Raw genomic sequence first — 16,840 nt, 5'->3', positions numbered from 1 at the left:
AAGGTTTCCGGCGATGCCGAACGAAGAGAAGCTCGTTGAGTACCTGAAGTGGGTCACCGCTGATCTCGCCCAGACCCGCCAGCGCCTGGAGGAGGTCGAGTCCGGCAAGCACGAGCCGGTCGCGATCGTCGGCATCGCCTGCCGTTTCCCCGGCGAGGTCCGTTCGTCGGAAGACCTGTGGGAGCTGGTGGCGAACGGCCGTGACGCCATCACCGGATTTCCGACCGACCGCGGCTGGGACCTGGGCACGCTGGCCGGCGGCACCAGCGCGACGCTGCAGGGCGGGTTCCTCTACGACGCCGCCGACTTCGATCCCGGCTTCTTCGGCATCTCGCCGCGCGAAGCCCTGGCGATGGACCCGCAGCAACGACTCCTCCTCCAGACCACGTGGGAAGCCGTCGAGCGCGCGGGCATCGACCCGACGACGTTGCGCGGCTCCCGCACCGGTGTGTTTGTGGGCACCAACGGACAGGACTACGGCCACGTCCTGATCGCCTCCCAGGAGGACGTCGAGGGCCACGCCGGCATGGGCACCGCGGCCAGCGTCATCTCCGGACGCATCTCCTACACGTTCGGCTTCGAGGGCCCAGCCGTCACCGTCGACACCGCGTGCTCTTCGTCGTTGGTCGCGCTGCACCTGGCCGCTCAGGCGCTGCGCAACGGGGAATGCTCGCTTGCTCTGGCCGGTGGCGTCACCGTCATGGCGACTTCTTCGAACTTCGCCGGATTCACTCGACAGGGTGGCCTCGCGACCTCGGGCCGTTGCAAAGCGTTCTCGGACGACGCGGACGGCACCGGCTGGTCCGAGGGCATCGGCGTGCTGCTCGTCGAGAAGCTCTCCGACGCCCAGCGCAACGGCCACCCCGTGCTCGCCGTCGTCGCAGGCAGCGCGATCAACCAGGACGGCGCCTCCAACGGCCTCTCCGCCCCGAACGGCCCCGCCCAGCGCGAGGTGATCAAGGCCGCGCTGGCCTCCGCCGGTCTCTCGGCGTCCGATGTGGACGCCGTCGAAGCGCACGGAACGGGCACCGTGCTGGGAGATCCGATCGAGGCCGAGGCCCTGCTCGCCACTTACGGCCAGGACCGCGCGACACCCTTGCGGCTCGGCGCGATCAAGTCCAACATCGGCCACACCCAGGCCGCCGCCGGTGTCGCGGGCGTGATCAAGATCGTCGAAGCCCTTCGCCACGACACCCTCCCGCCCACTCTGCACGTCACGGCGCCGTCCTCCCACGTCGACTGGTCCGCGGGCAACGTCTCACTCCTCACCGAGTCGACTCCGTGGCCGCGCGACGGCAAACCCCGCCGCGCCGGGATTTCCTCCTTTGGGGTGAGCGGCACCAACGCCCACGTGATCATCCAAGAGGCCCCCGACGCGGCTGAACGGTCCACTCACAACGTGAACCCGCCAGAACTGTCAGACCTGCCTGAGACGATTGGAGTGGGGACCTCGGTCTCCCCCGGAGGGGCCCCAAGCGGGATCGATACAGGCGGGATCGATACAGCGGGCTCGCTCCAGGGGGTGGCGGGCAGGCACCCGTTCGTCGTGTCGGCGAAGTCGGCCAACGCGTTGAAGGCGCGCATCGAGCAGGTCAAGGCGCTGGAAGGCGAGCCGCAGCACATCGCGTACTCGTTGCTCACCACGAGGCCGACGACGTTCGACCACCGGGCGGTGGTGCTCGACGGCGAGGTGATCGCCACCGGCACGGCGCAGCGCAGGCCGGTCGCCGCGCTGTTCTCGGGCCAAGGAGCCCAGCGAACAGGCATGGGCAAGGAGTTGTACGAGGCCTTCTCGCAGTTCAAGACAGCCCTCGACGAGGCGCTGAAGTACCTCCCCGCAGACCTCCGGCAGGTCATGTGGGAGGACGAGGCCAAGCTCGACCAGACCGGCTACACCCAGCCCGCGCTGTTCGCGTTCGAGGTCGCGCTGTACCGGCTGCTGGAGAGCTACGGCTTCAAGGCCGACAAACTGGCGGGCCACTCCATTGGCGAGATCGCCGCGGCGCACATCGCCGGCGTGCTCAGCCTCGAGGACGCCGCCACGCTCGTCACCGAACGCGCGCGACTGATGCAGAAACTGCCACAGGGCGGCGTGATGATCGCGATCCAGGCCACCGAGGGCGAGGTCACCCCGCACCTCACCAGCGGCGTCTCCCTGGCGGCCATCAACGCCGAGGACTCCGTCGTCATCGCCGGCGTTGAACAAGAGGCACAGAAAATCCTCGAACAGTTCAGCGACCGCAAGACCAAGCAGCTCCAGGTCAGCCACGCGTTCCACTCGCCCCTGATGGAGCCCGTGCTCGACGACTTCCGCCAGGCGATCGCCAAGATCGAGTTCAACAGTCCGACGATCCCGTTGATCACCCGCGGGAACGTTCAACAACACGACTACTGGGTCAGCCACGTCCGCGACACGGTCAGGTTCACCGACAACGTGCAGGAGATCGGCGACGCCACGTTCGTCGAGATCGGCCCCAGCGCCGTCTTGGCCGCGCTCGTCGACCGCGCCATCCCGACGATGCGCAAGGACAAGGACGAGGTCACGGCGTTCATCACCGCGCTCGCCAAGCTCTACACCACCGGCACCAAGGTCAGCTGGCCGAAGCACGGCCAGAAGACCGACCTGCCCACCTACCCGTTCGACACCGAGCGGTTCTGGCCGCAGAGCACCATGGCGCCGGGTACCCAGCCGAACGCCAGCCGCCCCGCGCTCTACGAGGTCGACTGGGTCAGGTCCACTGTGGACGCCCCGGCGATCACCGGCGCGCGGTGGGCCATCATCGGCGGCGACGAGTTCGACCTCGCCCACGTCCTGTACGCGGCCGGACAGTCCGTCAGCGGCTACGGCGAAACCCTCACCGAAGCCGCCCAAAGCACCACGCCCGACGTGTTCGTCGTGGCCGTGACAGGCGAGAACACCCCCGAAAGCGTGCACGCGAACACCCGCCGAGCCCTCGAAATCCTCCAGGAAGCCCAGCAGTTCGAGAACTCCCGCGTCGTCTTCGTCAGCCGCGGCGCCGCAACCGGAGAAGACCTCGCCGCAGCAGCCGTCTGGGGCCTCGTCCGCACCGCCCAGGCCGAGAACCCCGGCAGGTTCCTGCTCGTCGACAGCGACGGCCTCGACGTCTCCGGCGCCCTGCTCACCCAACTCGTCAACGGTGACGAACCGCAGGTGATCGTCCGCGAGGGCAAGGTGAAAGCCGCCCGTCTCAAGGAACTGCCCGAGAACGCGCAAGCCAGGCACGAGTGGGACGAGGACGAGACGGTCCTGATCACCGGCGGCACCGGCGGCCTCGGCGCCGAGCTCGCCAGGCACCTCGTCACGCGGCACAACGTGCAGCACCTGCTGCTCGCCAGCCGCCGCGGCGAGGAGGCACCCGGCGCGCAGAACCTCAAGCAGGAACTGGAGAACAAGGGCGCCAAGATCACAATCGCGGCCGCCGACATCTCGAACCCCAACGACGTGCAGACGCTGTTCGCCGCCACCGAACGCCCCATCACCACGGTGATCCACACGGCGGGCGTGCTGGACGACGTCCTCGTCGACGCGCTGAGCCCCGAACGCCTCACCACCGTCCTCACACCCAAGGTCGACGCCGCGCACCTGCTCGCCCAGCACGACCTCAAGCTGCTCGTCCTCTACAGCTCGGTCGCCAACGTGATGGGCGCGGCCGGTCAGGGCAACTACGCGGCCGCCAACGCCTACCTCGACGCCCTCGCGAAAACCCGCCCCAACACCATCAGCCTCGCGTGGGGGCCGTGGGCGCAGGACGGCGGCATGACCGCCGGCCTCAGCGACGCCGCCATGGACCGCATCCAACGTTCCGGCATGCCCCCGCTGGCCGCCGAGCAGGGCCTCGCGCTGTTCGACGCCGCCCTGGCCGAGAAGAAACCCGTCGTCGTCCCGATGCACGTCAGCCGCAACCAGCAGCGCGTCGCCCCGCTGCTGCGCGACATCGTCGACGAGCAGGCACTCCCGCAGCAGAGCCAGCTCGCCGCCGTCACCGTGCTCGACAAGCTGCGCAACCTCGACGAGGACGAGCGCGCCACCCAGGTCCGCGAACTCGTCCTCGGCACCTGCGCCGCACTGCTCGGCCACCACGACGTGTCCAAAGTAGACGCGGAGAAGAACTTCCTGGAACTCGGCTTCGACTCGCTCATCGCCGTCGAGCTGCGCAACCAGCTCAACGACATGCTGAACCTCAAGCTCCCCGGCAGCGCCGTGTTCGACAGCGGCACCCCCACCGCCCTGGCCGAAAAGGTCGACGCCGAGCTCGGCACGATCGCCGGGCCGAACACCAGCGGTGGCGGCAACTCCGGCGACACGGTCTTCGGCCTGTTCATGGAGAGCGTCACCACCGGCAAGGTCGTCGAAGGCCTGCGGATGCTCAAGGCCGTCGCCAACCTGCGTCCCATGTTCGACAGCCCGGCCGAGCTCGAAGACCTGCCCGCCCCCGTGACGCTCGCGGACGGGCCCAAGCTCCCGAAGCTCGTCTGCATCAGCGCCCCCGGGGCCACAGCAGGCGTGCACATGTACGCGCGGCTCGCCGCCCACCTCCGCGGCAAGCGCCACGTCTCTGCGTTGCCGCTCATCGGTTTCGGCGACGGCGAAGCACTGCCCAGGACCACCGAGGCCGCCGCCAGGTTCGTCGCGGAGAGCATCCTCAACGGCACCGACGGCGACCCGTTCGTCCTGGTTGGACACTCCTCCGGCGGCACCCTCGCCTACTTCGCGGCCGCGGTGCTGGAGGAGACCTGGGGCATCACGCCGGAAGCGGTGATCATGCTCGACACGCTGAGCATGAACTACAACTCCAGCGAGGGCATGGACTTCGACGCCGTCACGACGAACTACTTCAACACCATGGACTCGCCCGCGGTGAACATGAACAGCACCCGCCTGTCCGCCATGGCGCACTGGTTCCCGCTGATCATCGACACCGGCCTGCACACCACGGTGCCGAAGCTGCTCATCCGCTGTGCCAACGAGGTCAAGGGCACCGACCTCGTCACCACGAACCAGGACGTCGACGTGCCCACCGACGAGATCCGCGTCGTCGCCACCGACCACATGGCGATGGTCAAGGAGGACGCCGGCGTCGTCGCCGACGTCGTGGAGGACTGGCTCGTGACCCGCATCGAGAAACTGGAAGGCGTCCGATGACCACATCGCAGGAACTGCCCCTGATCGGGGTCGAACTGCCGTCGATCCTGACGTTCAGCGAGCTCCGGCTGCGGTTGCAGGAGCAGGCGCCGGTGTGCCGCATCCGGACGCCCGCGGGCGACGAGGGCTGGCTCGTCACCCGCCACGCCGAGGTGAAGTCGCTGCTGCAGAACAACAAGCTCGGCCGCAGCCACAAAGATCCGGCGAGCGCGCCGCGGTTCATGCGCAACCCCATGCTCGACATGCTCGTCACCAGCGACGACATCGAGGTGGAGAAGGAGCGCCACGAGAAGAAGCGCGTCCTGTACACCAAGAGCTTCGCCGCCCGGCGCGTCATCGAACGCAAGGAACGCGTCGAGAACATCGCGAACGCCAAGCTGGACGCCATCATCGCCGCGGGCAAGCCCGTCGACCTGCACGACACGTACTCGATGGACTACTCGCAGCAGGCGCTGTGCGACATGGTCGGCATTCCGGAAGAAGACCGGGCGAAGCTGCTGGAGATGATGGACACGGTCGGCGCGTCCGACCAGCAGAGCGCGGAGGCCGGCATGGACCCGCTCTTCGGGTTCGCCGCCGAGATCGGCGAACGTCGCCGGTCAGAGCTCGGCGACGACGTCATCTCCCGCTTCGTCGAGGCGGGCCTGACCAACGAGGAAATCGGCCTGCACGTCGTCACGCTGCTGTTCACCGGCCTCGCGGGCCTCGCCAGCCACCTCGACTTCGGTGTGCTGCTGTTCCTGCGCAACCCCGACCAGCGCGAGAAGGCCATGGCCGACCCGACGATCATGGCGCAGGCCGTGGACGAGGTGATGCGCGCCACGATCAGCTCGCCCGTCCTGCCCCGCTACGCCAGCGAGGACATCGAGGTCGGCGGCGTCACGATCAAGGAAGGCGACCTGGTGATGCTGGACTTCAGCCTCGCCAACTTCGACCCGCGCGCCTTCGACGACCCGCACCGGTTCGACGTCACCCGCGCGCCCAACCACCACTTCACGTTCGGTCACGGCATGCGGCACTGCACCGGCGCCCCGTTGGTGCGGATCATCCTCGCCGTCGCGTTCACCACGCTGTTCGAGCGCCTGCCCACGCTGCGGCTCGCGGTGCCGGAGTCGGAGCTCGAGTCCCACCCCGGCGGCCGGCTCGCCGGCGGACTGGAGAGGTTCCCCGTCACCTGGTGATCAGGACTCGTCCTCGTCGAGGCGCGCCTTCTCCGCGAGGCGCGCCTCTTCGGCCTTGAACTCCTTGTACGTGGCGCGCTCGCGGACCAGCCAGTCCGGGTTCTCGTCCTTGATCGCGTTGATCTGCTCGGTGGTCAGCGCCTCGGTGATGCCGCCGCGCACCAGACCGGACGTCGAGATGCCCAGCTTCTGCGCGATGAGCTGCTTGGGGTGCGGGCCGTTGCGGCGCAGCTCACGCAGCCACTCCGGCGGGTTGGCCTGCAGCTCGTTCAGCTCGTCGCGCGACACGACACCCGCCTGGAACTCCTCGGGCGTGGCCTCGAGGTACACGCCGAGCTTCTTGGCGGCGGTGGCGGGCTTCATGGTCTGCTGCGACTTCATGCGAAAAGAGTAACCGGAACGTCCGGTAGCCTCAGCACGTGACCGGATCGTTCACGCTCGCGTACGTCCCAGGTGTGACGCCGGGCAAGTGGGCACGGGTCTGGCAGGACCGCCTGCCGGAGACCGAGCTGACCCTCGTACAGGTGACCGTCGCCGAAGCCGCGGCCAAGGTGCGCGTGGGCGAGGCCGACGCCGCGCTGCTCAGGCTGCCCGGCGACCGCGAGGACCTGCACGCGATCCCGCTCTACACCGAGACCACCGTCGTCGTGTTCCCGAAGGACCACGAGTTCGCCGCGGCCGACGAACTGTCCCTTGAGGACCTGACCGAGCACGTCCTGTGGCAGCCGCTCGACGACACCCTCGACTGGGACTCCCAGCCCGGTCAGCAGCCTGTCCAGAGGCCGGAGACCACCGCGGACGCCGTCGAGATCGTGGCCGCCGGGGTCGGGCTGCTGGTCGTGCCGCAGTCGCTCGCGCGGCTGCACCACCGCAAGGACCTCAAGTACGTGCCGCTCACCGACGCGCCGCAGTCACGCGTGGCGCTGGCGTTCCCGATCCGCGACGAGAACCCCGAGCTGGTCGAGCACATGATCGGCATCGTCCGCGGCCGCACGGTCAACAGCACCCGCGGCCCCGCGCCGGAGCCGGTCAAGAAGCCCGCACCCAAACAGCAGCAGCGACGAGGCCCCGCGCCCAAGCAGAAGCAGCCTGCCAAGCGCGCGAAGCCCCGCCGCGGCCGCTAGTCCTGGACGGTGATCGCCTGCGCCGGGCAGATGCCACGGGCGGTGCGCGCGGTCGCCTCCGCCTCACCTGACGGCGCGGAGTCGAGCACGGTGACGAACCCGTCGTCGTCCTGGTCGAACACGTCCGGCGCGGCCAGCACGCACTGAGCCGAGCCGATGCACTTGCCGGTGTCCACACTGATCCGAGCCATGACGCAACCCTTTCCGATGCAATTACCAGCGCACAGGTAGCGCGTGGAGTCCGAAGAGGACTCCGTCGTACTTGAACCGCAGTTCCTCCAGCGGCACCGCGACCTCCAACGAGGGAATCCGGTTGAACAGGCAGCGGTAGGCGACGTCCATCTCCAGCCGCACCAGGTTCTGGCCGAGGCACTGGTGCACGCCGTAGCCGAACGCCACGTGTCCCGTTGCCGAGCGGGACGGGTCGAACTCGTGCGGCCGTTCGAACATCTCCGGATCGTGGTTCGCGCCGGCCACGAGCGGCACGATCCCCTCACCGGCCCTGACCAGCTGCCCGCCGATCTCCACGTCCTCGATCGCCACCCGCAACGCCACCAGGTCGGCCACCGAGTGGTAGCGCAGCAGCTCCTCGATCGCGCGGTCGTCGGAGATCCACTGCTTCTGCTGCAGCAACGTGACGACACCGAGCGAGATGTTGTTCGCCGTCGTCTCGTGGCCCGCGATGAGCAGCAGCATCGAGACGCCGGAAAGCTCCTGGGGCGTCAGCAGACCGCCCTGGAGAAGTCTGCTGATCAGATCGTCGCCGGGGCGCTTGGACTTGATCGTGATCAGCCGGTTGATGTAGCGGAGCAGATGTTCCGACGCCTTGTCCCGTTCCTCGTCGGTCGACGTCAGAGTTACCAGGACCTTCGTCTTCTCCTCGAAGAAGTCGCGGTCCACTTTGGGCACTCCCAGCAGGGAGGAGATCACGAGCGACGGCACGGTCAGCGAGAAGTCCTCGACGAGTTCGGCGGTGTTGCCGTTCGCCTGCATCTGGTCGATCGCACGGTCGACGATTTCCTCGACCGCCGGGCGCAGTGACCGGATGCGGCGCACCGTGAACTCGGGGATCAGCGCCTTGCGGAACCTGTTGTGGTCGGGCGGGTCCAGCGACACGAACCAGCCGGGCACGTCGTCCGCGGACGGCGCGCCCACGGTGCGCGACGGCCTCGGAAAGCCTTCGTGGTTCGGGTTGGAGCTGATGCGCGGGTCGGTGAGCACCTCGCGCACCTCCTCGTGCCTGGTGACCAGCCAGACCGTTTCTCCTGACGGCAGCGCGGCCTTCACCAGGCCGGGCTTCGTGCGGAAGTCCTCGTACTCGGGCGGGGGAAACGGTGCGCCGGGGCGGCGCATCATGAAGGGGACTAGGTCGGCGGCGGCGTCAGTACTGGTCATGTCATACCTCGTAGAACTGGCGGACTTGCCCCACGATGTAGTCCTGGTTGTCTTCGGTCAGCTCGGCGTGGGTGGGGAGGTACAACCCGTCCTCGGCGAACCGGTTCGCGTTCAGCGACGGCCACACCGGGTCGAGATAGCCGGGCTGCCTGCTCATCGGCTTGAAGAAGAGGCGGGTCTCGATCCCCTTCTCCGCGAGGAACCTCGTGAGCTCCTCGCGACGCTCGGCGCGCAGGTCGTACATCCACAACACGTCGCGTGGCGGCATGAGCGTGACGCCTTCGATGCCGCGAAGGCCCTCGTCGTACCGCTTCTCGATCTGCGCGCGCGTTGCGATGATCTCGTCGAGGCGTTCGGTCTGCGCGAGCGCGACCGCCGCCTGCAGATTGGTCATCCGGAAGTTGTAGGCGAGCTTCTTGTGCAGGAAGCTGTGGTCGCGGGTGAACGCCATGCCGCGCAGGTGTGCCATCTGCCGCGCCAAGTGCGGGTCGTTGGTGAGGCAGATGCCGCCCTCACCTGAGGTGATGATCTTGTTGGCGAACAGCGAGAACGCCGCGATGTCACCGGTCGGCTTGACGCCGTGCGCCTCCGCGGAGTCCTCGACGACCCGCAGGTTGTACTCGTAGGCCAGTTCGAGGATCGGCTCCATGTCGCACTGCCGGCCGTAGACGTGCACCGGCATGATCACCTTCGTGCGCGGGGTGATCTTCTCCTCGATCTTCGTGACGTCGATGTCGAGGTCGTCCGCGCAGTCCACGAACACCGGCGTCGCACCGGTGTAGGTCACGGCCCACGCCGACGCGATCATGGTGAACTCGGGGACGATCACCTCGTCACCGGGGCCGACGCCCAGTGCGCGCAACGCCAGCGTCAACGCGGTCGTGCCGGACGAGCAGGCGACGCCGTGCTGGACACCGTTGTAGGCGGCGAAAGCCTCCTCGAACTGCGGCACGTACGGGCCCTGCGAGGAGATCCAGCCGTCCGTCACGGCCTTTGTCGTGTACTCGAGCTCGTTGCCGCGCAAGGAAGGCATCGAAACGGGGTAGCGGTAGCTCATCGTCATCTCACTTCGAGGCGAGCGCGGGAAGGGAAAGAACCAGGTCGGCGGCCGTCTTGCGGCCACCGGCGGCGTGCTGCAGCGCGGCGAGGCGTTCGGCGTTCTCGCGGAACGAGGGGTCGTCCAGGACGCGGGTGAGCTTGTCCACGACGTCACGCGGGTCGACGTTGTGCGGCTTGTCCAGCGTCAGCCCCACCCCGAAGCTTTCGGCGCGCACCGCCTGGTCGTAGCAGTCGACCCAGAGCGGCCGCGACACCATCGGCTTGCCGAAGTAGATGCTTTCGGTGTAAGCGTTTCCGCCCGCGTGTGTGAAGAACAGCTTGACGTTGGGGTGCGCCAGCACGTCCAGCTGCGACGGCACCCACGTCTCGATGCGCAGGTTGCCGGGCAGCTTGGCGGGCAGGAACTTCTGCTGGTCGCGCGGCAGCTTCCACAGGATCGAATGCTTGCCGTCGAGGCTGTGGGCGACCTGGACGAACGCCTCGACCTGATCTCGCGTCAGTCGCGTGATCGTGCCGAAACCCATGTACACCACGGACTTCTGCGCATCCAGCCAGTCGCCGAGCTCACCGCGTTCGGCCTGGGGGAGTGGCGGCACCAGCGCGCCGACCGTGCGGATCTTCTCCGGAATGTCGAACGGGTAGTCCATCTCCGGGATCGAGTAGCACAGCACCAGCTCGGACTTCTCCACCCGCGCGAACTGGCCGAGCGCTTCGGGAGCGATGCCGAGCTCGGCGACCACGCGCGCGTTCTCGGCGTTGCGTTCCTTGTTCTCCTTGGAGAACGCCGTCGCGAGCGTGCGCAGGCCGAAGAGCTTGTTGGCCCAGCGTTGCTGCCAGGTCATGTCCGCGGGCAGGCCGGTGTGCGGGCGCGGGAAGTCCTTCGGCGTGTACGAAGGGCCGATCGGCACCGCGGACGTCACGAGGTTCGACGGCACGAACGGGTTGCTGAGCACGTACGGAACGCCCTTGGTGATCGCGACCTCGTAGCCGAACATGCACATCGACTCGACGACCATCAGCGCCGGCTGGATCTCGTCGACGAGCTCAGCCAGCTCGCGGTACTTGGGGATCCGCAGCTCCGGCCGATGGGTCTGCTCGATGACGGCCTTGCGCGCCTTGAACCTCGACCGCTGCGTCACCTTCGCGTAGACGTCGTCCGGCCAGGTCACCGACGACATCTCCGGGATCACGCCGCCCAGCGAGCGGAACTCGATCGGCGAGCCGACCGCCGCTGCCTCGACCTCCTCGCGGCCCTTGTCGTCGGTGGCGAACCACAGGTTTTCGACACCGCGGCGCGACAGTTCCTCCGCTAGCACGAGCATCGGGTTCAGCAGGCCGCTCTCCGGCAGGCTGACGAACAGGATCGGCCGCTGGCTCATGGACTTCACCCTCCGGGCTGACACCTAATGCCGGCGAGCCTGCCCGACGGCCGCGGGGCGTGTCCCGGGGTGACAGTGTTCTCCAGAAGAAGCCCTAGTGTTGGAACGCACGCCAGGTCCAGGAGAACACCTAGAACTGGTTCGTATCGATTTCATGAGGATGTGTCCGGCTGCGACGCTCGGTGCCGACTCGTCGTGGCGAGAGGTACACCATCATGACCAGGACGTCCGACAACAGCGTCACCAAGGCACGACTCGCAGGTCTGATCGAACGCGACGACCAGTGGGCCAGCTTGGAGACACTGCTGACGGACTCCCTGTCAGGATCCGGACGGGTCGCGCTGCTCACCGGCCCGGTGGCGAGCGGGAAGACCGAGCTGATGCACGCGTTCGGCGAGACCTCGGGCGTCAACTTCGTGAAGGCCACCTGCTCGGCGTTCGAACGCGACCTGCCGTTCGGGGTGGTGGGCCAGATCTTCCACCCGCTGGACGCTCCGGCCGAGGTCGGCGAACTGCTCGACGCCGCAGCCAGGTCCGCCGACGGGCCGTCCGCACGGCAACTGCACGCCCTGTGCATCGCGTTGCTGGACCTGACGGCCGAGACGCCGCTGGTGATCGGCATCGACGACGTGCAGCACGCTGACTCGTCGTCGATGCACTGGCTGCTCTACCTGATCCGGCGGCTTGGCCAGGTCAAGGTGCTGCTGATGTTGAGCGAGACCGCCTCGCCACGGGCCGCGCACACGCCACTGCACACCGAACTGTTGCGGCACCCGCACTGCCGCGACATCTCCCTGACACCACTGGGTTCTGTCGACGACCTGTTCGACCTGCCCCTGCACGCCGAGGACGCGATGCTGCTCTCCGGCGGCAACCCGTTGCTGGTCCGGTCGTTGCTCGACGACCAACGACTGTGCAAGCCACGCGACGACGGCGGCCTGGTGATCGGCCCGAGCTACCGGCGGGCGCTGGTCAGCTGCCTGCACCGGTCTGATCACCACGTGCTGCCGGTGGCGCGGGCGTTGGCGGTGACGGGCGAGAACGCGACGCGGGAATGGTTGGGGCGGCTGGCTCGTGTCGACACCGAGACCGTCGCGTCCGCTTTGGACGTGATGAACGAGGCCGGTTTGCTGTCTGACGGCTGGTTTCGCGACCCAGCCGCTCGCGGCGCCGTGTTGGACGATCTGTCCGCTCAGGACCGCAAAGAAATGTATCTCGGGGCGGCTTTGCTGCTGCACGACGAAGGTGCGCCGGCCACCGAGGTCGCGCCGTACCTGGTGATGGCCGACCACTCGGAGAACCCGTGGATGGTGCCGGTTTTCGAGGAGGCCGCCGAACACGCGTTGCGCGACGAGCAGATCGACACGGCGTTGCGGTATCTCGAGCTGGCCCATCGGGCTTGTGTCGAGGTGCACGGACGGGCGGCGATCGCGGCGAAGCTCGTGCGGGTGGAGTGGCGGGTCAACCCGTCCGCGGCCGGGCGCAGGCTGGGCACGGTGGTGCCGGCCATGCGGGCCGGGCAGCTCTCGGACCGCGACGTCAACTCCCTGGTGCAGCCGATGCTGTGGAACTGCCAGGTCGACGAGGCCACCGAGGCGCTGGACCGGGTCCGGCGCGCGGCGACGTCGAGCAACGGCCTGCGGGCGATGGAACTCTGGCTGGCGTGCTCGCACCCGACGCTGGCCCGGCGTCCCCAGGCGGAACCCGTGAAGACCCGCACGGTGAGCCTCACGTCCGGCCCGATGATCAAGGCCGTCACCGCCTTGGCGAACGTGCTGACGTACGGGGCCAACGACGCCTCCGCCACGGACGCCGAGCACGTGCTGCAGGCGGCGCGGCCGTCGGACAGCGGCTCGTGGGGGCCGGAGTCGGCGATGCTCGCGTTGCAGGCGCTGGTGTACGCGGACCGGCTGGACGTGGCGGCGCAGTGGTGCGACCGGCTGCTGGAGGAGACGCGGGTCAAGAACCTCGTGGTGGCGCGGGCGTTCTTCTCGTGCGTGCGGGCCGAGGTGTCGTTGCGGCGCGGCGATCTGACCAGTTCTTTTGAGCACGCGCAGAACGCGCTCGACTTCATGCCCGCGGGCGGGTGGGGTGTGGCGCTGGGAATGCCGCTCGGCATCCTGATCAACGCCGCCACCAAGATGGGACGGCACGAGGAAGCGGCGTCGTTCCTGGAACAACCGGTGCCGGAGGCGATGTTCCAGTCGCGGTACGGGTTGCACTACCTGTACGCACGCGGCCATCACTATTTGGCCACGTCACGGCACTACGCGGCGCTCGCGGACTTTCTTTCTTGCGGCGAGCTGATGACGTCCTGGGGTGTGGATCAGCCGGGCGTGGTGCCGTGGCGGACTTCAGCTGCCGAGGCCTGGTTGCTGCACGGCGCGAACCGGGACGAGGCGAAGCGGTTGATCAACGAACAGCTGGCACGGCTGGGTCCGGAGGGGTCGCGCACCCGCGGAGTGGCGTTGCGGTTGCTGGCCGCGACGAACCAGCCGCACAACCGGCCACAACTGCTGCAGGACGCCGTGGTGGTGCTGGAGGAGTACGGGGACCAGTACGAGCTGGCCCGTGCGCTGGCCGACCTGTCCAAGGCACATCAGGCTTTGCGTGAACACCGGCGGGCGTGGACCGTGGCCCGGCGGGCTTGGCACGTGGCGAACGTGTGCGACGCGGCCGAGCTGTGCGAGGAGTTGTTGCCTTCGCGCGGGAAGGCGGACGCCGAGGACCCGCCGGCGGAGGAGAAGCCGGTGGATCCGATCGCCACGTTGACCGATGCCGAACGGCGGGTGGCCGCGTTGGCCGCCGTCGGGTACACGAACCGGGAGATCGCGTCGAAGCTGTACATCACGCCGTCGACGATCGAGCAGCACCTCACTCGCGTCTACCGGAAGCTGAACGTCAAGTACCGCAAGGACCTGCCGGCCGATCTGCACTCGTACCTGCCCAGCACGGCTTGATCTCCACTTAGCTTGAGCTTCTACCTTGGGTCACGACAGAGTTGATCGAGGTGGAGGTCGTTGTGCGAGCGGTTCGTGTGCATGAGTTCGGTGGGCCTGAGGTGCTGGTCGCGGAGGAGGTTCCCGAACCGGTCGCCGCAGCAGGCCAGGTCGTCGTCGGGATGGACGCCGCCGACGTGATCTTCCTGGACACGTTGCTGCGCGGCGGCTGGGGCCAGGAGTTCTTTCCGCGTCACCCGCCGTACGTACCTGGTGTGGGCGGAGCGGGACAGGTGCTCTCGGTCGGCGCGGACGTCGATCCGGCCTGGCTCGGTCGCCGCGTCGTCGCTCGCGGGGACGAGGGCTACGCGGAACGGATCGTCTACTCCGCCGAGGAGATCGTCGCGGTGCCGGACGGTCTCAGCTCGGCCGAGGCGGCGGCACTGGTGAACGACGGCGTCACCGCGTTGAGCCTCGTTCGCCGCGCGGACATCCGGAAAGACGAGTGGGTGCTGATCGCGGCCGCCACGGGTGGAGCGGGTTCGCTGCTGGTGCAACTGGCGCGCGACGCCGGCGCCCGGGTTGTCGCCGCGGCTCGTGGTGAACGCAAGCTCGCGCTGGCCCGCGAACTGGGTGCGGAGGTGGTCGTCGACTACTCGGTCGACGGCTGGCAACAGAGCGTTCCCCGCGTCGGCCTGGCGTTCGACGGCGCGGGCGGCGCGCTCGGCAGGGCCGCGTTCGAGACCGTCGCCGAAGGCGGCCGCTTCGTCACCTACGGCACGTCGGACGGTTTTGCCGACATCGATCCGGAACTGGCGGCACGGCGGCAGGTGCAGGTGACGAACGCGTTGGGGGACGGGCCACCCGACACCGCGACCGCGAACGAGCTGCTCGCCGAGGCGCTCACGCTCACCGCGCAGGGTCGGATCCGTCCGGTCATCGGCGCGACCTACCCGTTGGAGCGGGCGTCCGAGGCGCACAGATCACTCGAAGCCCGCACCACACTGGGGAAGTCGCTGCTCATCACCGCAGCGGGAGCTGGTTCTTCAGCTCCTTGACCAGTTCCGGAAGGTCGGCGCGGTCCTTCGCGAACCCGAACACGTAGTAGTCCGGGCGCACCAGGGCCGCGACCTTCCGGTGTCCCGCGAGCCAGGGCAGGTAGAGCCGTTCGACGTCCACGACCTCGTGCGCGCGAGCGATTTTCGGTGGAATCCCCGCCGGCATCACGCGCACGAGCTGGGCGCCGAGCGTCTTCAGGAACTCGAGCTCGTCCTCGCCCAGCGCCTCGTACGGGTCCAGTGTGGTGATCAGTTGCCAGCCACGTCCGACGACCTCGTCGAACCGGTCGCGTTGCGTTCCGCGTGCCACCACACCCTGTGGCGACAGTTCCCCGTCCGGCAAGGAGATCTCCGGCGTCCGGCGCACGATGCCGGCCTCCAGCGCGTAGGCGGACGGGGCGAGGTCGACCCCCTCCGGCTTGGCCTGCATGGCGATCAGGAACGCGTCCCGGCGTGCCGCCGCGACGGGGTCGAGCTCGGACACGATCTTGCCCACCTCGATGGACATCTCGATCGTGTGCCGCACCTGCAACGCGCGTTCGGCCGGGTACGCGTCCAGCAGCTCGTCGGACACGATGTCCCGCAGCACGAGGTCGAGCTTCCAGGCCAGGTTCGCCGCGTCCCGGATGCCGGAACACATGCCCTGCCCGGCGAAGGGCGGCATCAGGTGCGCGGAATCGCCGGCCAGCAGCAGACGGCCGTCGCGCCACTTGTCCGCCATCGCGGCCTGGAAGGTGTAGACGATGTTGCGGGTCAGGTCGGCGTTGTCCGGCGTCACGTCGTAGGGCTTCAGCAGCTCCCACATGCGTTCCACAGTGGACAGCTCTTCGATCGACTCGCCCGGCAGGCGCATGAACTCCCAGCGCCGGTGCCCGCGGCCGGACGCGACGATCGTGGTCGGCCTGGCCGGGTCGCACACCTGCACGTCGTTGGGCCGGAACGCGCGTTTCTCGTGGAAGACCACGTCGACCAGCAGCCAGTCGTGCTTGAAGTTCAGGTCGATCATCTTCGTGCCCATGACGTCGCGCACGAAGCTGTTCGCGCCGTCGCAGCCGATGACCCAGGACGCCGTGACCTCACCGTCGTGGTCAGGCCCCGGCGCGGTGATCGACACGTGCGAACCGTGGTCGGCGATCGCCTCCACCTTGTGCCCGAACAGGGTCGTGATGTTCGGCAACGTCAGCACGTGCTCGCGCAACGCCCGCTCGAACGTCGGCTGGTGCATCACGGTCGCGATCGGCCAGCCGTCGCGGCCCGGCTCGTACGGTGCCTCGAACGAGAACAGCTCGCGGCCCTCGGCGTTCTGGAACATGTACTGCCCCAGGGGTTCCCCGAGCTCCATCAGGTCCGCGCCGATGCCGGCCGAGGCGAACGAGCGCGCGGTCTCGCCGTCGAACGCCACGACGCGCGGGAACGGGTACTGGCCCCGGTACTTCTCCAGGATGACGACCCGCCATCCCTTGTGCGCGAGGAGGATGGACAGAACGAGGCCGACCGGGCCGCAGCCGACCACCGCCACATCAGCGGTGGTGTCGGCTGCG

At 68.3% G+C, this 16,840-nt stretch carries 10 protein-coding genes and 1 pseudogene; 5 read left to right on the top strand and 6 right to left on the bottom strand.

From position 1 onward, the window contains the following. Positions 1–13: 13 nt before the first annotated feature. Both DI276_RS34895 and DI276_RS34890 read left to right on the top strand, forming a co-directional pair. A pseudogene (locus tag DI276_RS34895) lies at positions 14–5,164 on the top strand (SDR family NAD(P)-dependent oxidoreductase); the annotation flags it as partial. Further along, a complete protein-coding gene (locus DI276_RS34890; protein WP_112271537.1) occupies positions 5,161–6,345 on the top strand; it encodes a cytochrome P450 in 1,185 nt (394 codons plus the stop codon). The pseudogene DI276_RS34895 and the gene DI276_RS34890, both read left to right, overlap by 4 nt. On the opposite strand, the gene DI276_RS34885 is transcribed toward DI276_RS34890, so the two are convergent. Beyond that, complete coding sequence (locus tag DI276_RS34885; protein ID WP_198681138.1) at positions 6,346–6,708, bottom strand: DUF5997 family protein; 363 nt, start codon at positions 6,706–6,708, stop codon at positions 6,346–6,348. 56 nt (positions 6,709–6,764) lie between these two features. On the opposite strand from DI276_RS34885, the gene DI276_RS34880 reads away from it, so the two are divergent. Beyond that, on the top strand, positions 6,765–7,469 hold the full coding sequence (locus DI276_RS34880) for a LysR family substrate-binding domain-containing protein (RefSeq protein WP_112271533.1): 705 nt from the start codon (positions 6,765–6,767) through the stop codon (positions 7,467–7,469). Here the strand turns inward: DI276_RS34880 and DI276_RS34875 are convergent. From DI276_RS34875 to DI276_RS34860, 4 genes are read right to left on the bottom strand one after another with little or no spacing between them, the layout of a single operon-like run. Further along, entirely contained in the window at positions 7,466–7,660 is a 195-nt protein-coding gene (locus DI276_RS34875) for a ferredoxin (protein WP_112271531.1), read from the bottom strand. The genes DI276_RS34880 and DI276_RS34875 overlap by 4 nt on opposite strands. A 22-nt stretch (positions 7,661–7,682) precedes the next feature. Beyond that, entirely contained in the window at positions 7,683–8,864 is a 1,182-nt protein-coding gene (locus tag DI276_RS34870) for a cytochrome P450 (protein WP_112271529.1), read from the bottom strand. A gap of 1 nt (position 8,865) precedes the next feature. Then, entirely contained in the window at positions 8,866–9,921 is a 1,056-nt protein-coding gene (locus DI276_RS34865; RefSeq protein ID WP_112272361.1) for a DegT/DnrJ/EryC1/StrS family aminotransferase, read from the bottom strand. Between the two features lie 7 nt (positions 9,922–9,928). Next, positions 9,929–11,302, bottom strand: a complete 1,374-nt coding sequence (locus DI276_RS34860) for a glycosyltransferase (RefSeq protein WP_112271527.1) — start codon at positions 11,300–11,302, stop codon at positions 9,929–9,931. Between the two features lie 215 nt (positions 11,303–11,517). Here DI276_RS34860 and DI276_RS34855 point away from each other — a divergent pair, with 215 nt between their 5' ends. Beyond that, positions 11,518–14,262, top strand: coding sequence for a helix-turn-helix transcriptional regulator (locus tag DI276_RS34855; protein WP_112271525.1), 2,745 nt, complete (start codon positions 11,518–11,520; stop codon positions 14,260–14,262). A gap of 62 nt (positions 14,263–14,324) precedes the next feature. Then, positions 14,325–15,299: a zinc-binding dehydrogenase gene (locus DI276_RS34850; RefSeq protein ID WP_112272359.1), complete on the top strand. Its 975-nt coding sequence runs from the start codon at positions 14,325–14,327 to the stop codon at positions 15,297–15,299. Here the strand turns inward: DI276_RS34850 and mhpA are convergent. After that, a partial coding sequence (mhpA, locus tag DI276_RS34845; protein WP_112271523.1) for a bifunctional 3-(3-hydroxy-phenyl)propionate/3-hydroxycinnamic acid hydroxylase MhpA occupies positions 15,265–16,840 on the bottom strand: 1,576 nt, incomplete at its 5' end. The genes DI276_RS34850 and mhpA overlap by 35 nt on opposite strands.

Source organism: Lentzea terrae, assembly GCF_003265345.1.
GTDB classification, from domain to species: domain Bacteria; phylum Actinomycetota; class Actinomycetes; order Mycobacteriales; family Pseudonocardiaceae; genus Lentzea; species Lentzea terrae.
The sequence above is the reverse complement of the archived record's forward strand: the minus strand, read 5'-3'. Positions and strand labels throughout refer to the sequence as shown.

What these genes read in the sequence shown, in the direction of transcription:
- DI276_RS34855 (WP_112271525.1), top strand. Translation starts at nt 11,518, where the DNA reads ATGACCAGGACGTCCGACAACAGCGTCACCAAGGCACGACTCGCAGGT.
- DI276_RS34890 (WP_112271537.1), top strand. Translation starts at nt 5,161, where the DNA reads ATGACCACATCGCAGGAACTGCCCCTGATCGGGGTCGAACTGCCGTCG.
- DI276_RS34865 (WP_112272361.1), bottom strand. Translation starts at nt 9,921, where the DNA reads ATGAGCTACCGCTACCCCGTTTCGATGCCTTCCTTGCGCGGCAACGAG.
- DI276_RS34870 (WP_112271529.1), bottom strand. Translation starts at nt 8,864, where the DNA reads ATGACCAGTACTGACGCCGCCGCCGACCTAGTCCCCTTCATGATGCGC.
- DI276_RS34860 (WP_112271527.1), bottom strand. Translation starts at nt 11,302, where the DNA reads ATGAGCCAGCGGCCGATCCTGTTCGTCAGCCTGCCGGAGAGCGGCCTG.
- DI276_RS34885 (WP_198681138.1), bottom strand. Translation starts at nt 6,708, where the DNA reads ATGAAGCCCGCCACCGCCGCCAAGAAGCTCGGCGTGTACCTCGAGGCC.
- DI276_RS34875 (WP_112271531.1), bottom strand. Translation starts at nt 7,660, where the DNA reads ATGGCTCGGATCAGTGTGGACACCGGCAAGTGCATCGGCTCGGCTCAG.